General features: G+C 40.7%; 14 protein-coding genes. All 14 read right to left on the reverse strand.

Annotation, left to right across the window (positions count from 1 at the left end):
- Positions 1–11: 11 nt before the first annotated feature.
- A protein-coding gene (prfB, locus tag ACWPVF_RS06725) for a peptide chain release factor 2 (protein WP_100069481.1) occupies positions 12–1,107 on the reverse strand; the annotation gives its coding sequence in 2 pieces (ribosomal slippage) (positions 12–1,034 and positions 1,036–1,107; 1,095 coding nt in all).
- Between the two features lie 178 nt (positions 1,108–1,285).
- Positions 1,286–2,545: a TRZ/ATZ family protein gene (locus ACWPVF_RS06730; RefSeq protein ID WP_454385335.1), complete on the reverse strand. Its 1,260-nt coding sequence runs from the start codon at positions 2,543–2,545 to the stop codon at positions 1,286–1,288.
- 120 nt (positions 2,546–2,665) lie between these two features.
- A complete protein-coding gene (locus ACWPVF_RS06735) occupies positions 2,666–4,414 on the reverse strand; it encodes an ABC transporter ATP-binding protein (RefSeq protein WP_454385337.1) in 1,749 nt (582 codons plus the stop codon).
- 1 nt (position 4,415) lies between these two features.
- Complete coding sequence (locus ACWPVF_RS06740; RefSeq protein WP_454385339.1) at positions 4,416–6,140, reverse strand: ABC transporter ATP-binding protein; 1,725 nt, start codon at positions 6,138–6,140, stop codon at positions 4,416–4,418.
- A 50-nt stretch (positions 6,141–6,190) separates the two neighbouring features.
- On the reverse strand, positions 6,191–7,129 hold the full coding sequence (gene msrB, locus ACWPVF_RS06745; protein ID WP_454385341.1) for a peptide-methionine (R)-S-oxide reductase MsrB: 939 nt from the start codon (positions 7,127–7,129) through the stop codon (positions 6,191–6,193).
- Positions 7,130–7,252: 123 nt separating this feature from the next.
- Positions 7,253–8,122, reverse strand: coding sequence for a homoserine kinase (gene thrB, locus ACWPVF_RS06750; RefSeq protein ID WP_454385343.1), 870 nt, complete (start codon positions 8,120–8,122; stop codon positions 7,253–7,255).
- Between the two features lies 1 nt (position 8,123).
- On the reverse strand, positions 8,124–9,410 hold the full coding sequence (locus ACWPVF_RS06755) for a homoserine dehydrogenase (RefSeq protein WP_454385345.1): 1,287 nt from the start codon (positions 9,408–9,410) through the stop codon (positions 8,124–8,126).
- 139 nt (positions 9,411–9,549) lie between these two features.
- Positions 9,550–10,272: a peroxide stress protein YaaA gene (gene yaaA, locus ACWPVF_RS06760; protein WP_414307621.1), complete on the reverse strand. Its 723-nt coding sequence runs from the start codon at positions 10,270–10,272 to the stop codon at positions 9,550–9,552.
- A gap of 79 nt (positions 10,273–10,351) precedes the next feature.
- Entirely contained in the window at positions 10,352–10,516 is a 165-nt protein-coding gene (locus ACWPVF_RS06765) for a hypothetical protein (RefSeq protein WP_006155852.1), read from the reverse strand.
- Positions 10,517–10,614: 98 nt separating this feature from the next.
- Positions 10,615–11,025: a peptide deformylase gene (locus tag ACWPVF_RS06770; RefSeq protein WP_414307622.1), complete on the reverse strand. Its 411-nt coding sequence runs from the start codon at positions 11,023–11,025 to the stop codon at positions 10,615–10,617.
- Positions 11,026–11,282: 257 nt separating this feature from the next.
- Positions 11,283–13,967 carry a cation-translocating P-type ATPase gene (locus ACWPVF_RS06775; protein ID WP_454385348.1) on the reverse strand — a complete coding sequence of 895 codons (2,685 nt, stop codon included), beginning with the start codon at positions 13,965–13,967 and terminating at the stop codon, positions 11,283–11,285.
- A 190-nt stretch (positions 13,968–14,157) separates the two neighbouring features.
- The gene (locus tag ACWPVF_RS06780) at positions 14,158–15,126 is read right to left on the reverse strand and encodes a glycosyltransferase family 2 protein (protein WP_414307624.1); all 969 of its coding nucleotides are present in this window, start codon (positions 15,124–15,126) and stop codon (positions 14,158–14,160) included.
- Positions 15,119–16,150: an acyltransferase family protein gene (locus ACWPVF_RS06785; protein ID WP_414307625.1), complete on the reverse strand. Its 1,032-nt coding sequence runs from the start codon at positions 16,148–16,150 to the stop codon at positions 15,119–15,121. Before ACWPVF_RS06785 ends, ACWPVF_RS06780 begins: the two co-directional genes overlap by 8 nt.
- A 1-nt stretch (position 16,151) precedes the next feature.
- On the reverse strand, positions 16,152–17,762 hold the full coding sequence (locus ACWPVF_RS06790; protein ID WP_454385351.1) for a hypothetical protein: 1,611 nt from the start codon (positions 17,760–17,762) through the stop codon (positions 16,152–16,154).
- Positions 17,763–17,855 lie beyond the last annotated feature (93 nt).

The following is a 17,855-nucleotide window of genomic DNA, read 5'->3' on the forward strand; positions in this document are numbered from 1 at the left end:
CTTCCTTTCTTTTAACTAATACGCCATTTCAGATAAGCATCGATGAAACCATCTAGGTCTCCATCCATAACCTTATCGACCTGCGCTACTTCAAAGTTTGTACGATGATCTTTTACCATTGTATAAGGCGTAAATACATAGGAGCGAATTTGGCTGCCCCATGTAATTTCCTTTTTCTCACCCTTGAGCGAATCTACCTCAGCAGCTTTCTTTTCTTGCTCCATCTGATAGAGTTTTGCCTGAAGCATCTTCATAGCACGGTCACGGTTCCCATACTGAGTACGGTCAACAGTTGATGCTACGACTATACCTGTCGGAATGTGAGTCAAGCGGACACCTGTTGAAACCTTGTTGACGTTTTGTCCACCTGCTCCTCCTGAACGGAAGGTATCCATCTTAATATCATCCTCACGGATTTCAACTTCGATGGTATCATCCAACTCTGGCATGACTTCTACAGAAGTAAATGAGGTGTGGCGACGTTTAGCAGAGTCAAATGGTGAGATTCGGACCAAACGGTGAACTCCCATCTCTGACTTGAGAAGACCATAAGCATTTGGTCCTTCAAAAGACAAGGTTACTGACTTGATTCCTGCCTCATCACCTGCTTGGTAATCCAAGACCTCAACCTTGAAGCCTTTGGCATTTCCATAGCGAGTATACATACGAAGGAGCATATCGCCCCAGTCTTGAGCCTCTGTCCCCCCTGATCCCGGATGGATTTCTAGGATAGCATTGTTGTGATCATACGGCTCTGACAAAAGAAGAGTCATTTCATAGCTGGTCATCATCTGATCTAACTCATCGAGTTTTTCAACCAACTCATCCTTAACGGATTCATCCTCTGCCAAAAAGTCCAGTAAAATCTCAACTTCATCCTGCAACTCATCCATCTTGTGGAAAGTATTATAGGTATTTTTGAGTTCGTTTAATTCTTGCGACGTTTTTTGGGCCGCAATATTATCGTTCCAAAAATCAGGTTCTGTCATTTTGTTTTCCAAAATGGCAATTTCTTCCTCTAAACCTTCGAGGTCAAAGAGACCCCCTGAAAGAAGCTAATTTTTCACGATTTGCGTCAATTTTTTGACGAATTTCTGAAATGTCCATACATACTCCTTTAATTGTATCGTTTTATTATACCATAATTTTTTTTATTTATCTAATCGGTGTTTTTCTATTTTAGTATCAATATATTTTGCAAGACATCTACTGACCTTATTTCTAGCAAAAATCTAAAAACCTCACAAGAAATTTCCTATGAGATTTCGTAAATTTATACTACTTTTTACAAGTTAACAGTCAGCACTTGGCCGTCTTTCACGACTTGCTCACCAGCGATATAGACATCATTAACATCACTGGATTTGACAGCGTAAACGAGGTGAGATAGCATGTTTTCTTGAGGTTGGAGATGGATTTTCCCTTGGGGTTGGATGACTAGAAAATCAGCCTGCTTACCGACTTCTAAACTACCAATCTCATCTTCCATTCCCAACACCTTAGCTCCTTCAATCGTCAGTGCCTTGAGGGCAGTTTCAATAGGAAATTGACTGGCATCACCGCTCTTCATTTTCTGTAAAAGAGCTGCGGTGCGTCCTTCCTCAAACATATCGAGGTTATTGTTAGAAGCAACTGAGTCCGTCGCAATACCGACCGGTACTCCTGCCTTTTGAAGTTGAACGACTGGTGCAATCCCCGAAGCTAGTTTGAGATTGCTGATAGGATTGTGGGCGATAGCGACTTGTGAATCTGCCAAGCGCTCAATTTCCCTTTCATTTAACTCCACACCATGGGCAAAGACAACTTTATGATCTAAATATCCGAGCTCATCTAGGAAGGCTAATGGGCGTTTGCCATAGCGTTTCAGGATAATGCCTGACTCTTCCTGGGTTTCTGCCACGTGGATATGAAGAGGAATGTCTTCTTCTTTTGCTAGTTCTAAGCTAGCTTCCAGCAATTCTCGACTACAACTGTAGGGCGAATGCGGAGCCACCATCACCTTGAAATTGGGATCCTGATAGCCTTTAATTGTCTCGATAACAGCACGCGTTCTTGCAACAGTTTCATCTGTCGTCTCCACGTCTGAAGAAAAGAGGGTTGGAGAAAAATAGCAACGCATCTTGGATGCCTTGACTACTTCATAAATCTTCTCTATCTCTACTCCATTAGGATTATACATATCATTGAAAGTTGTCGTTCCCGACTGAAGCATCTCTGTTAGCGCCTCTTTGACGGCCTTTGTAGTCATCTCTGGTGTGAACTCTGCTTCTGCTGGCCAGATATAGTCCTCCAGCCATTCGTGAAGATTGCTATCATCACGAATGCCTCTCAAACCTGTCATGGCAGAGTGGGTATGACAATTAACCAAGCCAGGCATGATCCAGGCACCTTGATAGTCTATGATGTATTCTGCTTGATTGAGAATCTCTGGATTTTCCTGACCGACATAAACGATTTGGGATTCTTTAACAGCTAAAATCCCATCCAGATAAACGTGGAAATCTTGGTCACAAGTCACGATATTTACATGCTGAAAGACTTTCATCAATAGGCTCCTTTTCTATTTAAGTATTTATACTGGATAATTTTTCTAGCTATTGTAACAAAAAAGTCACCCGAAGGCAACTTTTCTTGTTTGTTCATTGGCATTATAAGTGTTTCCAATTTATTCTGGGATAAAAGCTACTGCATTTTGCATTTGATAGTATTTGCCTTTTCTCGCCATGAGTTCCTGATGGCTACCATGTTCGACAATATCTCCATCCACCAAGACAAGAATCAAATCAGCATCTTGAATGGTCGATAAACGGTGGGCAATGATAAAGCTTGTCCGCCCCTTCATGAGTTTGGCAAAGGCATCCTGAACCAAGACCTCTGTCCGGGTATCGATGGATGAAGTCGCCTCATCTAAGATAAGAATCTTAGGAATGGCTAGAAAAACACGGGAAATAGTTAAAAGCTGAGCCTGACCAACAGACAAGGATTCCCCTGCATTTTCAAGCTTGGTATCATATCCCTGTGGCAACTGTTGGATAAAGAAATCTGCATTTGCTGCCTTGGCTGCGGCAACAACCTGCTCTCGACTTGCTCCAGGACTGCCAAAGGCAATGTTATCATGAATAGTTCCTTGCTTGAGCCAGGTTTCTTGGAGCACCATTCCAAACTGCTGTCGAAGAGATGCTCTAGTATAGTCATAAATCGAACGACCATCTAGCAAAATATCTCCAGAGTTAATCGGGTAAAAACGCATGAGGAGATTGATAAGGGTGGACTTACCTGCACCCGTTGGCCCAACGATGGCAACCTTGCTACCAGCCGGAATGTCAATAGACAAGTCCTTGATCAAGATTTTTTCAGGATTGTAGCCAAAGGAGACATGCCTAAAGGAAATAGCTCCCTTGACTTGGTCGCTGATCAATTCTTTAAGACCAGTTTCTGTAATCTCAGGGCTTTCTAAAACAGTATAAACACGTTCTGCACAAGCCAATGCACTTTGCAACTCAGCTAAGACTGATGAAATATCATTAAAAGGCTTGGTATATTGCTGTACATAGTTCAAAAAGGTCACTAAACGCCCGACTGTCAAAGTAGAACCCGCCATGATACGGAAGGCACCTACTCCAGCAAGGAGAGCATAAATGAGGGCATTGACAAAACGGGTTGAAGGATTGACTGTCGAAGAATAAAAGATAGCCGACTGAGAATAACCTGCATAAGTATCATTTGCCTCATGAAGTCTATCGATGAATTCTTCTTGAGCATTAAAAGACTGGATTATAGTCTGTTGGGTGAGCGATTCTTCTATCAACTGAGTCTGAATCCCCCTAGTCTCAGTCTGCTTTTGAAAGAGATGGTAGGATCTCTTGGCAATAAAGCGTGAAATGACCATAGATAGAGGTGTTAAGAGCAGAACCAAGAGAGTCATCAAGAGATGAATTTGAAGCATGGCAAGGATGCTTACCAAAATCATCAGAATTCCGATGAAAAATTGATTAAATATCATGTTTAGTCCAGCTGCCAACTGCTCGATATCTGTCGTTACACGGCTGACCATTTCCCCACTACCTTGTCTATCTACAAGGGCAATCGGTAAACGATGGAGTTTTTCAATGATTTTTTCGCGCAAATCTCTGGTATAGGAGAAAATCAGTCGATTATAGAGGAGAGGATTGGCCCATTGTACTAGTGTATTTCCCATGACCACCAAGATCATCTGGAGGAAAATCTGCCAAAATAGCTGGGATGAACCATCGACTAGGACTTGGTCAATCACCTGTCCAATCAAGATTGGAAGATAGATTGATAAGGCCACTTGAGCGATGGTTCCCAAGAAAGCTAGAAAAAGGAGAACCGGATGGCCAGCTAAATCTTTTGCCAAACGTTTGAGGGTTTGACTTGCGTGTTTGCCTTTCATTCTAATCCTCCTTTCCATGTTGGGATGCATTGATTTCACGATAGACTTGACTAGTCTTCATCAATTCCTCATGATTTCCAAGCGCTAATTGCTGACCTTTCTCCAAAAGGAGAATCTGGTCTGCAATCTTCAAGGTCGAAGTCCGTTGGGAAATCAAGATTAAGCTAGTATCTGGCAAGTTCTCCTGAATGGCCTTTAGAAGATTGGACTCGGTGATGGTATCAAGGGCTGAAGTCGCATCATCCAAGATAAGAAATGGTGCTCGATGCAAGACTGCTCGGGCAATAGACAAACGTTGTTTTTGCCCACCTGAGAAATTACGACCGCCTGCTTGGACTTCTGCATCCAGCTGACCTTCCTTCTCACTGACAAAATCCTTTGCTTGGGCAATTTCTAAAGCCTGCCAGAGTTCTTGGTCCGAGACAGGATTTTCCATACCTAAGGTCAAGTTGGAACGAATGGTTCCCTTAAAGAGTTCAACCTTTTGAGGAACATAGGCCATCCAAGATCGCCATTCAGAAAGATTGCGAGGACTACGTCCATCTCGATAAAGGGAAATGCTTCTCTTATCTGCCGGATAAAGGCCAAGTAGAACCTGGACCAAGGTTGACTTACCAGAACCAGTTCCCCCTATAATCCCAAGAATCTGCCCTTGTTGCATAGCAAAAGAAATATCTCTCAGAGAAGGTTGAGCAGCATCTGGGTAGGTAAAACTCAAATGTTCAACTCGTAAGGACTGGTTCAACAAACCTTCCCTTTTCTCAATTTCTGCCAGTATATCCTCAGGTTGTTCAGAGAAGACTTCCTCAATACGCTTAGCTGATATATAGGACTGGTTGAGTGAATTGATCAGCATGGCCAGCTTGATCAATTCGACTAAGATTTGCAGGAGATAGTTGATTAAGGCAATCAAGGCACCCTGACTGAGCCATCCTCCCTGGATAGAAAGATAACCATTCCAGATAATCACCAGCAAAGTTCCGTTGACAATCAAATAGGTCAAGGGGGTCAAGAGACTAGACCAGTAGCCTGTTTTCATTTGGATAGCCGTATAAACTTGGTTTAGTAGTTGGAAATTCTCGATTTCTCGTTTTTCTTGGCCAAAGGCACGAATCACACGCATACCTTGTATCTGTTGGCGTGTTTCCTGAACCAGCTGATCTGTTTTCTTTCTCAAAATGCTGTATAGAGGATTGACCAAGCGTGATAACACGACAATGACAAAGGTCAAAATGGCAACCATGATCAAGAACCATAGAGTCAATTCAGGCGACAGTCGATAAGCCATAAAAATGGCACCGAAAACAATAATAGGCGCCCTTAAAAAGAGGCGTAAAAATTGATTGATACCTGTCTGAATCTGGTAGGTATCTGAAGTCAAGCGTGTCACCAAACTCGAAGTCGTCAAACGGTCTCTACTTTCCTTTGGCAAGGAAAGAATATGACGATAAAGGTCATTGGTCAACTCCTTAGTGAAGCCGACTGCTGCCTTGGCTGAGTAAAACTGGGCTACTAAAGCTACCAAAACACCAATAACTGCAAACACAAAGAGGAGGCCTATTTGCATCCACAGATGACCCTGATCTTTTTGAGGAATGGATTGGTCGACAATCCCAGCTATTACCATGGGAACCAAAAGTTCAAAGACAGCCTCTAACAACTTAAACAAGGGTGCTAGGAAAGACTCTTTCAGGTAGGGTTTAAAGTAAGAAAGTAATTGTTTCATGTGTCCCTTCTATTTTCAAAATGAAGAAGGTGGAAAAACCACCATCTTTTCTACTTGTTCAAATATGGAAGTAGGTAGCCATAGCCAGCCTCTTCCATTTCATCCTTAGCAATGAATCGTAAGGATGCAGAATTAATACAATAGCGTAAACCACCTAGTTCCTGAGGGCCGTCTGTAAAGACATGTCCCAAGTGAGCATTTCCTGAACGTGAACGAACTTCGATACGCTCCATACCGTGACTCAAATCCTGGTAGTAATGAATGAGTTCCTTGGAAATAGGACGGCTAAAACTTGGCCAACCACAGCCTGAGGCAAACTTATCCTTGGCAAAGAAGAGAGGCTCACCAGTCGTGATATCGACATAAATTCCTTCCTCAAAAGTTTGGTCATAGGCATTGCTAAAGGGAGCTTCCGTCGCTGCCTCTTGGGTAACTCTATAAGATTCTTCTGACAAATTTTCTCTTAAAGCTGCCTGACTCGGTTTTTCATAGTTGGCCGCATCTATCAGTGGTTTCTCAGCATCTCTCACATCAATGTGGCAATAGCCACCAGGATTTTTCTTGAGATAGTCTTGGTGATAGTCTTCAGCCAAGATATAGTGACGTAGTTTCTCCAATTCTACTGCAATTTTACGACCGATGAGTAGTTCTTGTTCACGAACTACTGTATTGATAGTCGGTAAATCCTCTTCATCTTTGTAATAAATCCCTGTGCGGTATTGACGACCACGGTCATTCCCTTGTTGGTTGACAGATAGAGGATCAATGACTCGAAAATAATAGAGTAAAATCTCACGGAGCGAGACTGCCTTTTCATCATAAATGATTTGCACAGTCTCGGCATGATCTGTTTCTTTAATTAATTGATAATTAGTAGTTTCTACTTGACCATTAGCATAACCAACACTTGTTTGCAACACTCCAAAAATACGTGAAAAGTACTCTTCCAAGCCCCAAAAACAACCACCTGCTAGATATATTTCTGCCATCTCATACCTCCTTGACCTTCTATCGGTCATCAAATACGGGAAAAATCCCATATTTCTCGTTTCATTTTCAAAAAAAGGATAGGAAGCCCTCTAATAGAGAGTTTCCCCATCCTATCGCTATATTTATTTTTCTTCGACGCGCACGCCTTCTGTGTCTACTTGCAAGTCATGAAGCTTGCCTTTGAACGGTTGTTTTTCAAGCTCTGCCTTAATCTTCGGCATCTTATCAGGCTCAGCTAGAACCATGACCGTAGGCCCAGCACCAGACAAGTAGGTCGCATAAGCACCGTTTCTCTTGGCAACTTTTTTAATTGTCGCAAATTCTCGAACCAAATCTTGACGATAACGCTCGTGGAAAAGGTCACTCTCGATAGCTTGACCAGCTTTGACCATATCTCCTGTCAATAGAGCTGCGATAGCCACATTGGCTATTGAACTTGCTGCAACAGCTTCCTTGTATGATAATTTCTTAGGCAAGACACCACGACTATCGCGAGTTCGCAATTCATAGTTTGGAATGTAAGCTAGAAAGGCACACTCTGGGAAAGGCGCCACTACTGCTGAAACCTGACCTTCTACCGAACTGGCAATGACCAGATTACCATAGATAGCTGGCGCAACATTATCAGGATGCCCTTCAATCTTGGTTGCCAATTGTAACTTATCATGATCAGTTAATTTTAGATTTCCTAATTGATTTGCCAGTTCAATCCCAGCAACGATGACCGAGCTCGATGAACCTAGTCCACGCGCAAGCGGAATATCACTGACCATCTTCAGACGTCTAGGTTGGAGGTCTGGAACAATTTGTAGAGCAATCTTCAGCAAAAGATTACGTTCATCACGTGGAATCCATTTGCCTAGTTGATGCTCAATCATCCATTCTTCACGTTCCTCACAAACCTGAATTTCTAGATACTTGGTTACAGCTACACCAACCGAGTCAAATCCAGGACCCACATTGGCACTTGTAGCAGGTACAATAATCTTCATCTTAGTCTCCTAAAACCTTGAAGGTGTTGAGAAGTTCAAACTCGGCTACCGCCTTCAAAGAGTCTGTAATATTTTCAAGTTGCGCCTTGTTGATCTTATGAGTGATGATGACAACACGAGCCTTGCCTTCTTGCTTACCATCTTGAAGGATTTGCTTGAAGGAAATATTTTCTGCGTTAAAGAGCTCAGCCAATTTCAAGACTTGACCTTTTGAGTCTGGAGCCAAGATTGAGAAATAGTAGTTGGCTTTGACGTCTTCTGGCTTAGCCAAGACTACTGGACGGCTGTATTCATTAAAGGCTTTTCCAATTGTTCCATCATTCAAACGACGAACGATGCGGGCAATATCAGCCACAACACTTGTTGCAGTTGGTTTTTGACCAGCACCTGGTCCATAGTACATAGACTCCCCGATACCGATAGACTCTACAAAGACTGCATTCATAACACCATTAACACTCGCAAGTGGATGTTCTTTAGGAAGGAATGTTGGCGTAACCTCAGCAGCAATACCAGATGCCGTTTCTTCAACAGAACCAACCAATTTGACTACGTAACCAAGTTCTTGAGCTACTGCTACATCTTCTGGAGTAATGTTGCGAATTCCTTGGTGGCCTACATCTTCAAACTTAACATTCATTCCAAATGCAAACTGGCTGAGGATAACCATCTTGTAGGCTGCATCAATCCCGTCAACGTCATTGGTAGGGTCGCTTTCAGCAAAGCCAAGTCGTTGGGCTTCTGCCAAAGCATCTTCATAAGACCAGCCTTCTGTTACCATTTTGGTCATCATGAAGTTAGATGTTCCGTTCACAACACCAAGAACACGTGTGATTTTATCTGATGCTAGTGAGTTGACCAAGGTACGAAGGATTGGGATACCTCCTGCAACAGCTGCTTCATAGTAGAGGGCAACATTGTGAGCTTTGGCTACCTCAAGCAATTCTGCACCATGAACAGCTAAAAGGTCCTTGTTAGCTGTCACGACGTGTTTCCCTGCTTCTAAAGCACGAGTGATAAATGTTTTAGCAGGTTCGATACGTCCCATCAACTCAACAACGATAGTAATGTCTTTGTCTGACAAGATTTCATCGATGTTTGTTACAAAATTAAAATCATTTCCTGCTTCAAGCAAGCGTGCTTTCTCTTCATCGTCTTTGACCAAAACTTTGGCTACTTCAATTTCTGAATGTGCTGCTTGAACAATTTTTTCTCCATTTTCCTTTAGCAAGAATGGTACGCCACTGGCTACTGTACCAAATCCAAGTAAAGCAATTTTAACTGACATGTTTGTCTCCTTGAAATTTTCTAATAGTCCTATTATACCAAAATTGTGAGAAAATTCCTACCATTCTAAACTAAAAATAGGAGCTCCAAATCACAAAAAGCCTGCCCTGATACAATTTAGGACAGACTCTATTTTTTATCTATTTTACAAAGACCATCTCCTTGTCACTAGACAGGTCATCTCGATAGGTAAAACCAGCAAAATTAAGCTTTTTAATCTCTTCAACTGAGGTTACCTGATTTTCCATCAAGGCTGTTAAGAAAGCCCCTCTAGCTTTTTTAGAAATAGTTGAGTGGATTTTAAGTTTACCATCTCGCTCTTCCATAAACTTGAAGGTCACCATTTTCTCACGGATTTTTTTAGGAAAGACAGTTTCAAACTCTGAAGACAAGAGAGAAAAGATTAGTTCTTCACCCTTCATCGACTCTTCATAGGCCACCTTCCAATGACTTTTCAAGCTTTTTCCATCAACTTTGAGCTTCATCAAAAAGTCCAGTCTGTGAGGCGCAATCGGTTCAAAGGCTGGAATCACACCATAGAGAGCTGACGTTATCATGAGGTGTTTCTCCAGATAGATTTGCTCCTCCTTGGTGAGATCGTCCCGTTTGATGTTGCGATACATGAGTCCATCAAAGAGGTGCAAGGCTGGATAGTTTATCGCAGTTCCATTTTTCAAGTCCTGGATATGGTCATACTCCTCTTGCGCTTTTTCAGCAGATATTTTGTAAAAGTTCTCCAGCTCTTGGGCAGAATATCTGGCCAATTCATTCAACACTGCCTGACTTTCAGGACACAAAGGTTTAGCCTCTAAACTAGGGATTTCGATATTCATTTCTTTTGCAGTTGGGATTAGAATTTTCATAGTGTTAGTGTAGCATATTTTTTTAGGACTACCAAGGATTTGCACCTAAAAACCTCGGTGAATACCGAGGCTTCTTTCCTTATTTTGGCAATCCTAACCAGATTGCAAAGAGAACTAGTGCTGTCCCAAGGCAGCTTGCCAAGATAGATGACAGATTAAACTTTTTCTCCTTTAGATGAGAAAATCCTATCTTCAAAGCAAAAAGACCAAGCAACATCGAACCAATCATCAGATAAAATCCCATTCGACTGTCCTCCATTTATTATTCTTTCTTTCATTATCACAAATTTCAAACAAGAGTGCAAGAAAAACGAGACTTTACTTAGTTTGAAGGATTTTAGCTTAAATAATACGACCTTCCAAATGATCCAATTCATGCTGACAAATCTGAGCAGGAAATCCTGTCAGGGTAATGGTTTGCTCTTGCCAATGGATGTCTCTGTAGCTTACTGTAATCTTCTCATACCTGGTTGTCGGTCTTACACCTGCCAAAGACAAACAACCTTCCTCTGTCTCGTATGACCCTTCAAAAGATTGGAGAACGGGATTAAACATAACCATGGGAATCATTCCGATATTAAAAATAACGACGCGCTTTTGCACTCCAATCATATTGGCCGCTAGTCCAACACAGCTTTCTCGGTTAGCCAATAGGGTATCCTGCAAATCCTTTGCTAGTGCTAAATCTTCCTGACTAGCAGTCTGGGATACCTGCGACAAAAACAAGATATCTTTGACAATTTTCTTTTCCAACTACTATTCCTCCATCTTTTTCTCAACTTGATTATAGCACAAAATATACTCTTCGAAAATCAAATTTAAACCACGTCAGCTTCACCTTGCCGTATATGTGTTACTGACTTCGTCAGTTCTATCCACAACCTCAAAACGGTGTTTTGAGCAACCTGCGGCTCTCTTACTAGTTTACTCTTTGATTTTCATTGAGTATTATTTCAGTTTATCTTTACATTAAAACAAAAAGCCATCCGAAGATGACTTTTCATAATTGTTTAAATTGCGTTTTTATCTTTTCCAAGTGCTCGTTGAACTGCTTTAACAATCTCAACAAGGACCACGATCATAAGTGCTCCTACGGCAACAACCATCCATTGAGTCAAGCTCAAGTTTGAAACGTGGAAGAGATTATTAAATCCAGGAACTAAAATCGTCACCACAAAGAGGACAAAGGCAACTGGGATAGACCAGTTAAAGGTCTTGTTCGTAAAGAGTCCCACTTTAAAGATAGATTGGTAAACCGACTTAACGTTAAAGGCATGGAGCAATTGGATCAAACCGAGAGTTGCAAAAGCCATGGTAAGGGCATCCGCATGGATTTCAGTATGACTTTGGTGCTCTGGGAAGAGAAGAGCCCAACCATAAACACCTAAAACGAGCATGGTTTGGAAGATCCCTTGATAAATGATTGCTCCGAAGACACCACCATCAAAGAAGTTAGACTTACGCCCACGAGGTTTGTGAGTCATGACGCCTGGCTCAGCTGGTTCCACACCAAGGGCGATGGCTGGGAGCGTATCTGTTACAAGGTTAATCCATAGCAAATGCACTGGTTGAAGCACATCCCAACCCAACAAGGTTGCAAAGAAAATCGTGAAGACCTCAGCCATATTAGCAGACAAGAGGTATTGGATGGATTTTTGGATATTTGAGAAGACCTTACGTCCTTCTTCTACCGCTACGATAATGGTTGCAAAGTTATCATCAGCAAGGACCATATCAGAAGCTCCCTTAGAAACCTCTGTACCAGTAATCCCCATACCGATACCAATGTCAGCTGTCTTAAGTGAAGGCGCATCGTTGACCCCATCACCCGTCATAGCGACAACCTTACCTTCATTTTGCCATGCTTTCACGATACGAACCTTGTGCTCAGGTGATACACGAGCATAAACAGAGTATTGCTTGAAGACCTTTTGGAATTCTTCATCAGTGAGTTCATTCAACTCAGCACCAGTGAAGACATGGTCTTCTGTATCATTTGGATCGATGATTCCCAAACGTTTGGCAATGGCTTCCGCTGTATCTTGGTGGTCACCCGTGATCATGATCGGACGGATACCTGCTTCCTTAGCGACACGAACAGCTTCTGCTGCTTCTGGACGCTCAGGGTCAATCATTCCGACCAAACCAGAGAAGATGAGGTCAGACTCAACGATTTCAGATTCCAAAGTTGGGATTTCCTTACTTGTCTTATAAGCCATCATCAAGACACGGAGGGCTTGTTTAGCCAAGTCTTTGTTGTTTGCAAGAATAGCTTTCTTGTCTTCTTCTGTGATTGGGCGAACTTCCCCATTGACTTCAATACGCGTCACACGCTTGAGCAATTGGTCAGGCGCACCCTTGACAGCGATAAAGTAAGAACCGTCTGCTTCCTTATGAATGGTAGACATGAGTTTACGGTCTGAGTCAAATGGCAATTCAGCTACACGTGGCTCATCCTTCAAGACTTCACGAACATCAAAGTTGTGGTCCAAACCAAACTGTACAAGAGCTGTCTCCGTTGGATCCCCAATCAATTTACCAGATGGATCCACCTTGGTATCATTGGCAAAGTTCATGATACGGAGGGTATTGTTACTAGCAGCAATCTCAGTTGCTGAGCTTTGCAATTGACCGTTGGTATAAACTTTTTCAACCGTCATTTGGTTCATGGTCAAAGTACCTGTTTTATCAGATGCGATGATTTCTGTTGAACCAAGAGTTTCAACCGCTGGTAATTTACGAACAATCGAATTACGTTTGGCAAGGGTTGTTGTTCCCAAAGATAGAACGATGGTTACAATGGCAGGGAGACCTTCTGGAATCGCAGCAACCGCAAGAGCAACCGCAACCATCAAGCCTTCTAATGGATGTTCACCACGAACGAATACACCAACCAAGAAAGTAATAACGGCAATCACAATAATCAAGTAAGTCAAGGTCTTAGATAATTGTTCCAAGCTTTGCTTCAATGGTGTTTCAGTTTCGTCTGCGTTGGCTAACATATCCGCAATCTTACCAACTTCTGTATACATACCAGTGTTGGTCACGACCCCAATACCACGACCGTAAGTTACGTTTGAGTTTTGGTAACCCATGTTAACACGATCCCCGATACCAGCATCTGCTTCAACAAGTCCTGTCACATCTTTTTCAACTGGGACAGATTCTCCTGTAAGAGCTGCTTCTTCGATTTTAAGAGAAGCTGCTTCAAACAAACGCATATCTGCAGGCACGACATCTCCCGCTTCTAGCAAGACGATATCTCCAGGTACCAATTCTTTTGAGTCAATCTCAATAACGTGACCATCACGACGAACACGTGCCATCGGACTAGACATATTTTTCAGAGCTTCAATGGCTGCTTCTGCTTGCCCTTCTTGGTAAACCCCAAAGGCAGCATTCAAGACAACAACGGCCAAGATGATAATGGCATCCGTTAGACCATCCATCCCTTCTGTAATCACAGAAAGTGCCGCTGCCGCAAGCAAGATGATAATCATCAAATCCTTAAATTGATCAAGGAATTTAGCTAGTAGGCTACGTTTCTCTCCCTCTTCCAACTCATTACGACCATAAGTCGCTAAGCGTTCTTGAGCCTGGGCAGTTGACAAACCTTCGACAGATGAGTCCAAGTTCTTTAGGACTTCCTCAGAAGATTGCGTGTAAAACAAATCTTTATTTTGTTCTTTTGACAAAACAGTCTCCTCCTTTTTGGCCTCTTTTTACAAAAAAAGAGACCTGTTTTTTAAAAAAACAAGTCTCGCTGTTTAATATAGTGCCGGAAATAATTCGTAATGACGACACTATCGCGGTTAACCGCCAGCTACTCCCTTGAGTACTTCTATTATATCAGAATTTCAAAAGTTTTCAAGTCTAGAGGTGGGGTTACTCATCACTCTCATCATAGGTACGATCACTGATAATATATCTTGGACGTTGCTTAGTTTCTAGATAGATTTTTCCGATATATTCCCCAATTACACCAAGACTAATCAGCTGAACTCCGCCAAGTAAACTTACAATGGCATATGTACTGGCCCAACCAGCTACTACTGTACCAGCAAATTTACTCCACAAAACCCAGATGATCAACAAAAAACTAAACAGTGAAGTCATAACTCCCAAGCTAGTAATCAAACGGATTGGTTTAATCGATAAGCTAGTAATTCCATCCATAGCTAGACCAAGCATTTTAGAGAGTGGATAGTGGCTCTCACCAGCAATCCGTTCATGCCGTTTATAGGTCACGTAAGAATACTTAAATCCTACAAGAGGCATAATCCCTCGAAGGAACAGATTTACTTCTTTAAACTTAGATAATTCCTGTAGAAATCGTTTTGAGACTAAACGATAATCAGCATGATTAAAAACGACATCCGCTCCAAATAAATGCATCACTTTATAAAAACCTTCTGCTGTAATACGCTTAAAAGCTGAGTCTGTATCTCTATTATCACGAACGCCGTAGACTATCTCTGAACCTGTCTTATATTCAGCAATCATCTGATTCATACAATGAATATCATCCTGACCGTCCGCATCAATTGTAATCACGATATCCGAAAATTCTGCAGCTTCATACATTCCAGCAAGGACACTACTTTGATGGCCTCGATTGCGACTTTGAGAAATACCTACTACATATGGATTCGATGAAGCATATTCTTGGATGAGTTCCCAAGTTTTATCCTTACTGCCATCATTTACGTACATCACCTTACTAAGTGGATGAATTTCTTGACTCTTCACCAATTCCTCAATCTTACCGACAAACATCGGATTTGTGTGAGGTAACACTTGCTCTTCGTTATAACACGGAATAACGATATATAAAATCGGATTATTTCTACTCATTTTTGACTCCTAACCTTTTAATCCCAAAGGGAAAGTTTGTCCCTCTAAATACCCTTACAATCAATTCACAACCTATTAAAGTCAATATTACCACAACACTTGTTGTAATATAACCATTCACAAAAATACCGGTGTATCTTGTAGATAATTGTAAAACTAATTTTTCAACCAGTACTAAAACAATCGGAGCATGTACACCATAGTATATTAAGGTTCTTTGACCAATTGATTTCAAGAGAGTCAGTTCAGGGATTGATTTAAAAAATATGAGGGTGGACCATATACCTGAAATTGCAGCAATGTAAAATAAGAGATGGTTCCCTATCTGCTGATAGTAGAGATCAACAATCTGTTTTCCACTCAAATGATAGTTCAATCTACCAACAAATATAGTTAGCAATAAGGTAAGCGGCAGATAATAAATTGCAAAAAACTTTTCTAGTTGCGCTAAATATTTTCTCAATCCGACACCTAAGAGTGTAAAGATAATGGCTACAGGGACTAAGTCAATATTCCAGATAAGATAAAAATTCCAGGCATAGATTTTTTGTCCCAAAACGACTAGAAGCAAGAGTGATACAACAATCAATAGCCATTGGACAATCGTCCATTTTTTTCTGAGAATAAAGTAACTAAAAACATGTGCCAAAAACATGACATTCAAAAACCATAACTGAAAATAAACATGCAAGCGGTCTGACAACAATAACTGTTTAGCAAAATGAATAAGATTAAAAGCAAACACTTGCTCAGGATACATGACAAAAAGTTGAAAGAGAAAAACAAAAATATTCAGGCAAAAAAAGGGAACAACCAAACTTTTTACCTTGCTAAGAAAATACTCCTTAAATGTTTTGTATTTAGTAACATTTAAAGTAAAACCTGACAAGAAGAAAAATAAGGGGATATGAAAAACATAGAGAAGTATTTTGGCACGAAGAGGTACAAAACTACTGTGCCCTATAATAACAAGTATGATTGCTAGACCCTTAGCCATATCTAGGTAGCCTATTCGCTTTTTCATCCTATCTATCTTCTCCTGTTCTTAGTCGATAAAGATTCATATCAGAAGTGACTTCCTCAACTTCTTCAAAATAAACATCTTTCTGGTAATGTTCTTTCATAATTTTTTTTACTCTATCCATATTTCCTGAGGAAGGTGACCAAAAGAATAGGATGTTCTCCTTATCTAAAGCCGATGAAAGAAGATTACTAGGGTCCTCCACATTGTAGTTTTCCATTAATTGATAGTAATGAGGAGAAAAAGTCTGCCAATTACCTAAGGTCGTAGTGTTTCCTATCAACTGATTAGGCTTTGTTCTAATCATAGCTAAGCTCGGTTGGGAATTGACAAGTGTGCCATAGCCACCAAAAACAAGCAATTTATCAGAATGTTTTTCCACTACATCATGGTACTCTGATACCATTGACGATTGGATGATTGGGAACCAATAAAGTTCTTGCCCTATACTATTCACCCAGACCATACTTGCCAGCATTCCTACAAGTTGTAAACTATAAAAAACTCCTCTTTTTTCTAACAGTTTTCTCTTGGTATAAAATAAGGGCGCATAGTAGATGAAAAAGATTAAAAAGCTAATGATAATTGGGATATAGACACGTTCTACTACTCTCTGCCTAACAAATAATGCACCGATTAGTGCAAATGGAACAAGCGGGAGTAACCAGCCATAGACTTTCTTAGGCTTGAAGAACAAAAACCAGACAACCATAACAAGAAGAAAGGTTGTCAAAATAATGTTTTGGAAATAATCTTTCACCATCTGAAATACATTAAAGGAGTACTTCTCAGAGAAAGAACGTACGGATTGAATTTTTGTTAACAACTCATTGTTCAAAGCATCTTTTTCAGCAAACAACCAGTAGGTTGAAGCAGATAAGTCGTTTTCACTGACCCCCAATTCCTGAAATTCCTTGGCATGCTTCTCATAATCAATTGCAGGGAAATCTCTCAAATTGGTACTCAGAGTATTCCAAGTTAGGTATTCTTGAACATCTGGTTTCGTTAATGTGTAAACTTTATTAGAAGCAAAGATAAGTAAAATAAGAGCAGATAATACGAAGAACTCTTTTTTCTTTTTCTCTTTGATTACTTCAAAAACTAGAAACGGCAGTAAAAGTAGCAATAAACTGGCAATGATTTGCGGTCTAATCGACAATCCAATCAGAGACAACAGAGCTCCTACGATGTATTTTCTATCGAATAATAAAAGTATCCCTGCTGTAGACAACAAATAAGCAATTACTGAAAACGAGAAATACTTCATCAAAATCATTTGAAGTATAACAAGTAGGGGAAGAACAAAATAAAGTTTCTTCCTGAAAAAAGAATCCAAGTATACACTAAAGCTCAAGCAAAAACTGAGGGCTAGGAAAATAAAATAAACATTCCAAGTTGTAAACAATTGCTGAAGGAATACTAAAGCAGATGACAACATAATCCCAATGTAGGGAAGTAACATATTATCACCAGATAGTATGGTTTGATTGACCATGATATCATCTACGACTGGATATTCAAAGCCTTTCATCAATCTATATCCATAAAAAATAAAAAATGGTAGCACAATCAGACCAATTCGAATCATTCTATCTGTGATTTGTTTATGGGTCATGGAAAACTCTCTCTAAAATTATGATTACTTTATATTCTATCATATTTCAATCAAAAAATCTGTTGAATCAATGCAAAACTCCCCATCCCCTCC

This window comes from Streptococcus sp. Marseille-Q7087 (assembly GCF_965111935.1).

What these genes read in the sequence shown, in the direction of transcription:
- ACWPVF_RS06730 (WP_454385335.1), bottom strand. Translation starts at nt 2,545, where the DNA reads ATGAAAGTCTTTCAGCATGTAAATATCGTGACTTGTGACCAAGATTTC.
- ACWPVF_RS06735 (WP_454385337.1), bottom strand. Translation starts at nt 4,414, where the DNA reads ATGAAAGGCAAACACGCAAGTCAAACCCTCAAACGTTTGGCAAAAGAT.
- ACWPVF_RS06740 (WP_454385339.1), bottom strand. Translation starts at nt 6,140, where the DNA reads ATGAAACAATTACTTTCTTACTTTAAACCCTACCTGAAAGAGTCTTTC.
- msrB (WP_454385341.1), bottom strand. Translation starts at nt 7,129, where the DNA reads ATGGCAGAAATATATCTAGCAGGTGGTTGTTTTTGGGGCTTGGAAGAG.
- thrB (WP_454385343.1), bottom strand. Translation starts at nt 8,122, where the DNA reads ATGAAGATTATTGTACCTGCTACAAGTGCCAATGTGGGTCCTGGATTT.
- ACWPVF_RS06755 (WP_454385345.1), bottom strand. Translation starts at nt 9,410, where the DNA reads ATGTCAGTTAAAATTGCTTTACTTGGATTTGGTACAGTAGCCAGTGGC.
- yaaA (WP_414307621.1), bottom strand. Translation starts at nt 10,272, where the DNA reads ATGAAAATTCTAATCCCAACTGCAAAAGAAATGAATATCGAAATCCCT.
- ACWPVF_RS06765 (WP_006155852.1), bottom strand. Translation starts at nt 10,516, where the DNA reads ATGGGATTTTATCTGATGATTGGTTCGATGTTGCTTGGTCTTTTTGCT.
- ACWPVF_RS06780 (WP_414307624.1), bottom strand. Translation starts at nt 15,126, where the DNA reads ATGAGTAGAAATAATCCGATTTTATATATCGTTATTCCGTGTTATAAC.
- ACWPVF_RS06785 (WP_414307625.1), bottom strand. Translation starts at nt 16,150, where the DNA reads ATGAAAAAGCGAATAGGCTACCTAGATATGGCTAAGGGTCTAGCAATC.
- ACWPVF_RS06790 (WP_454385351.1), bottom strand. Translation starts at nt 17,762, where the DNA reads ATGACCCATAAACAAATCACAGATAGAATGATTCGAATTGGTCTGATT.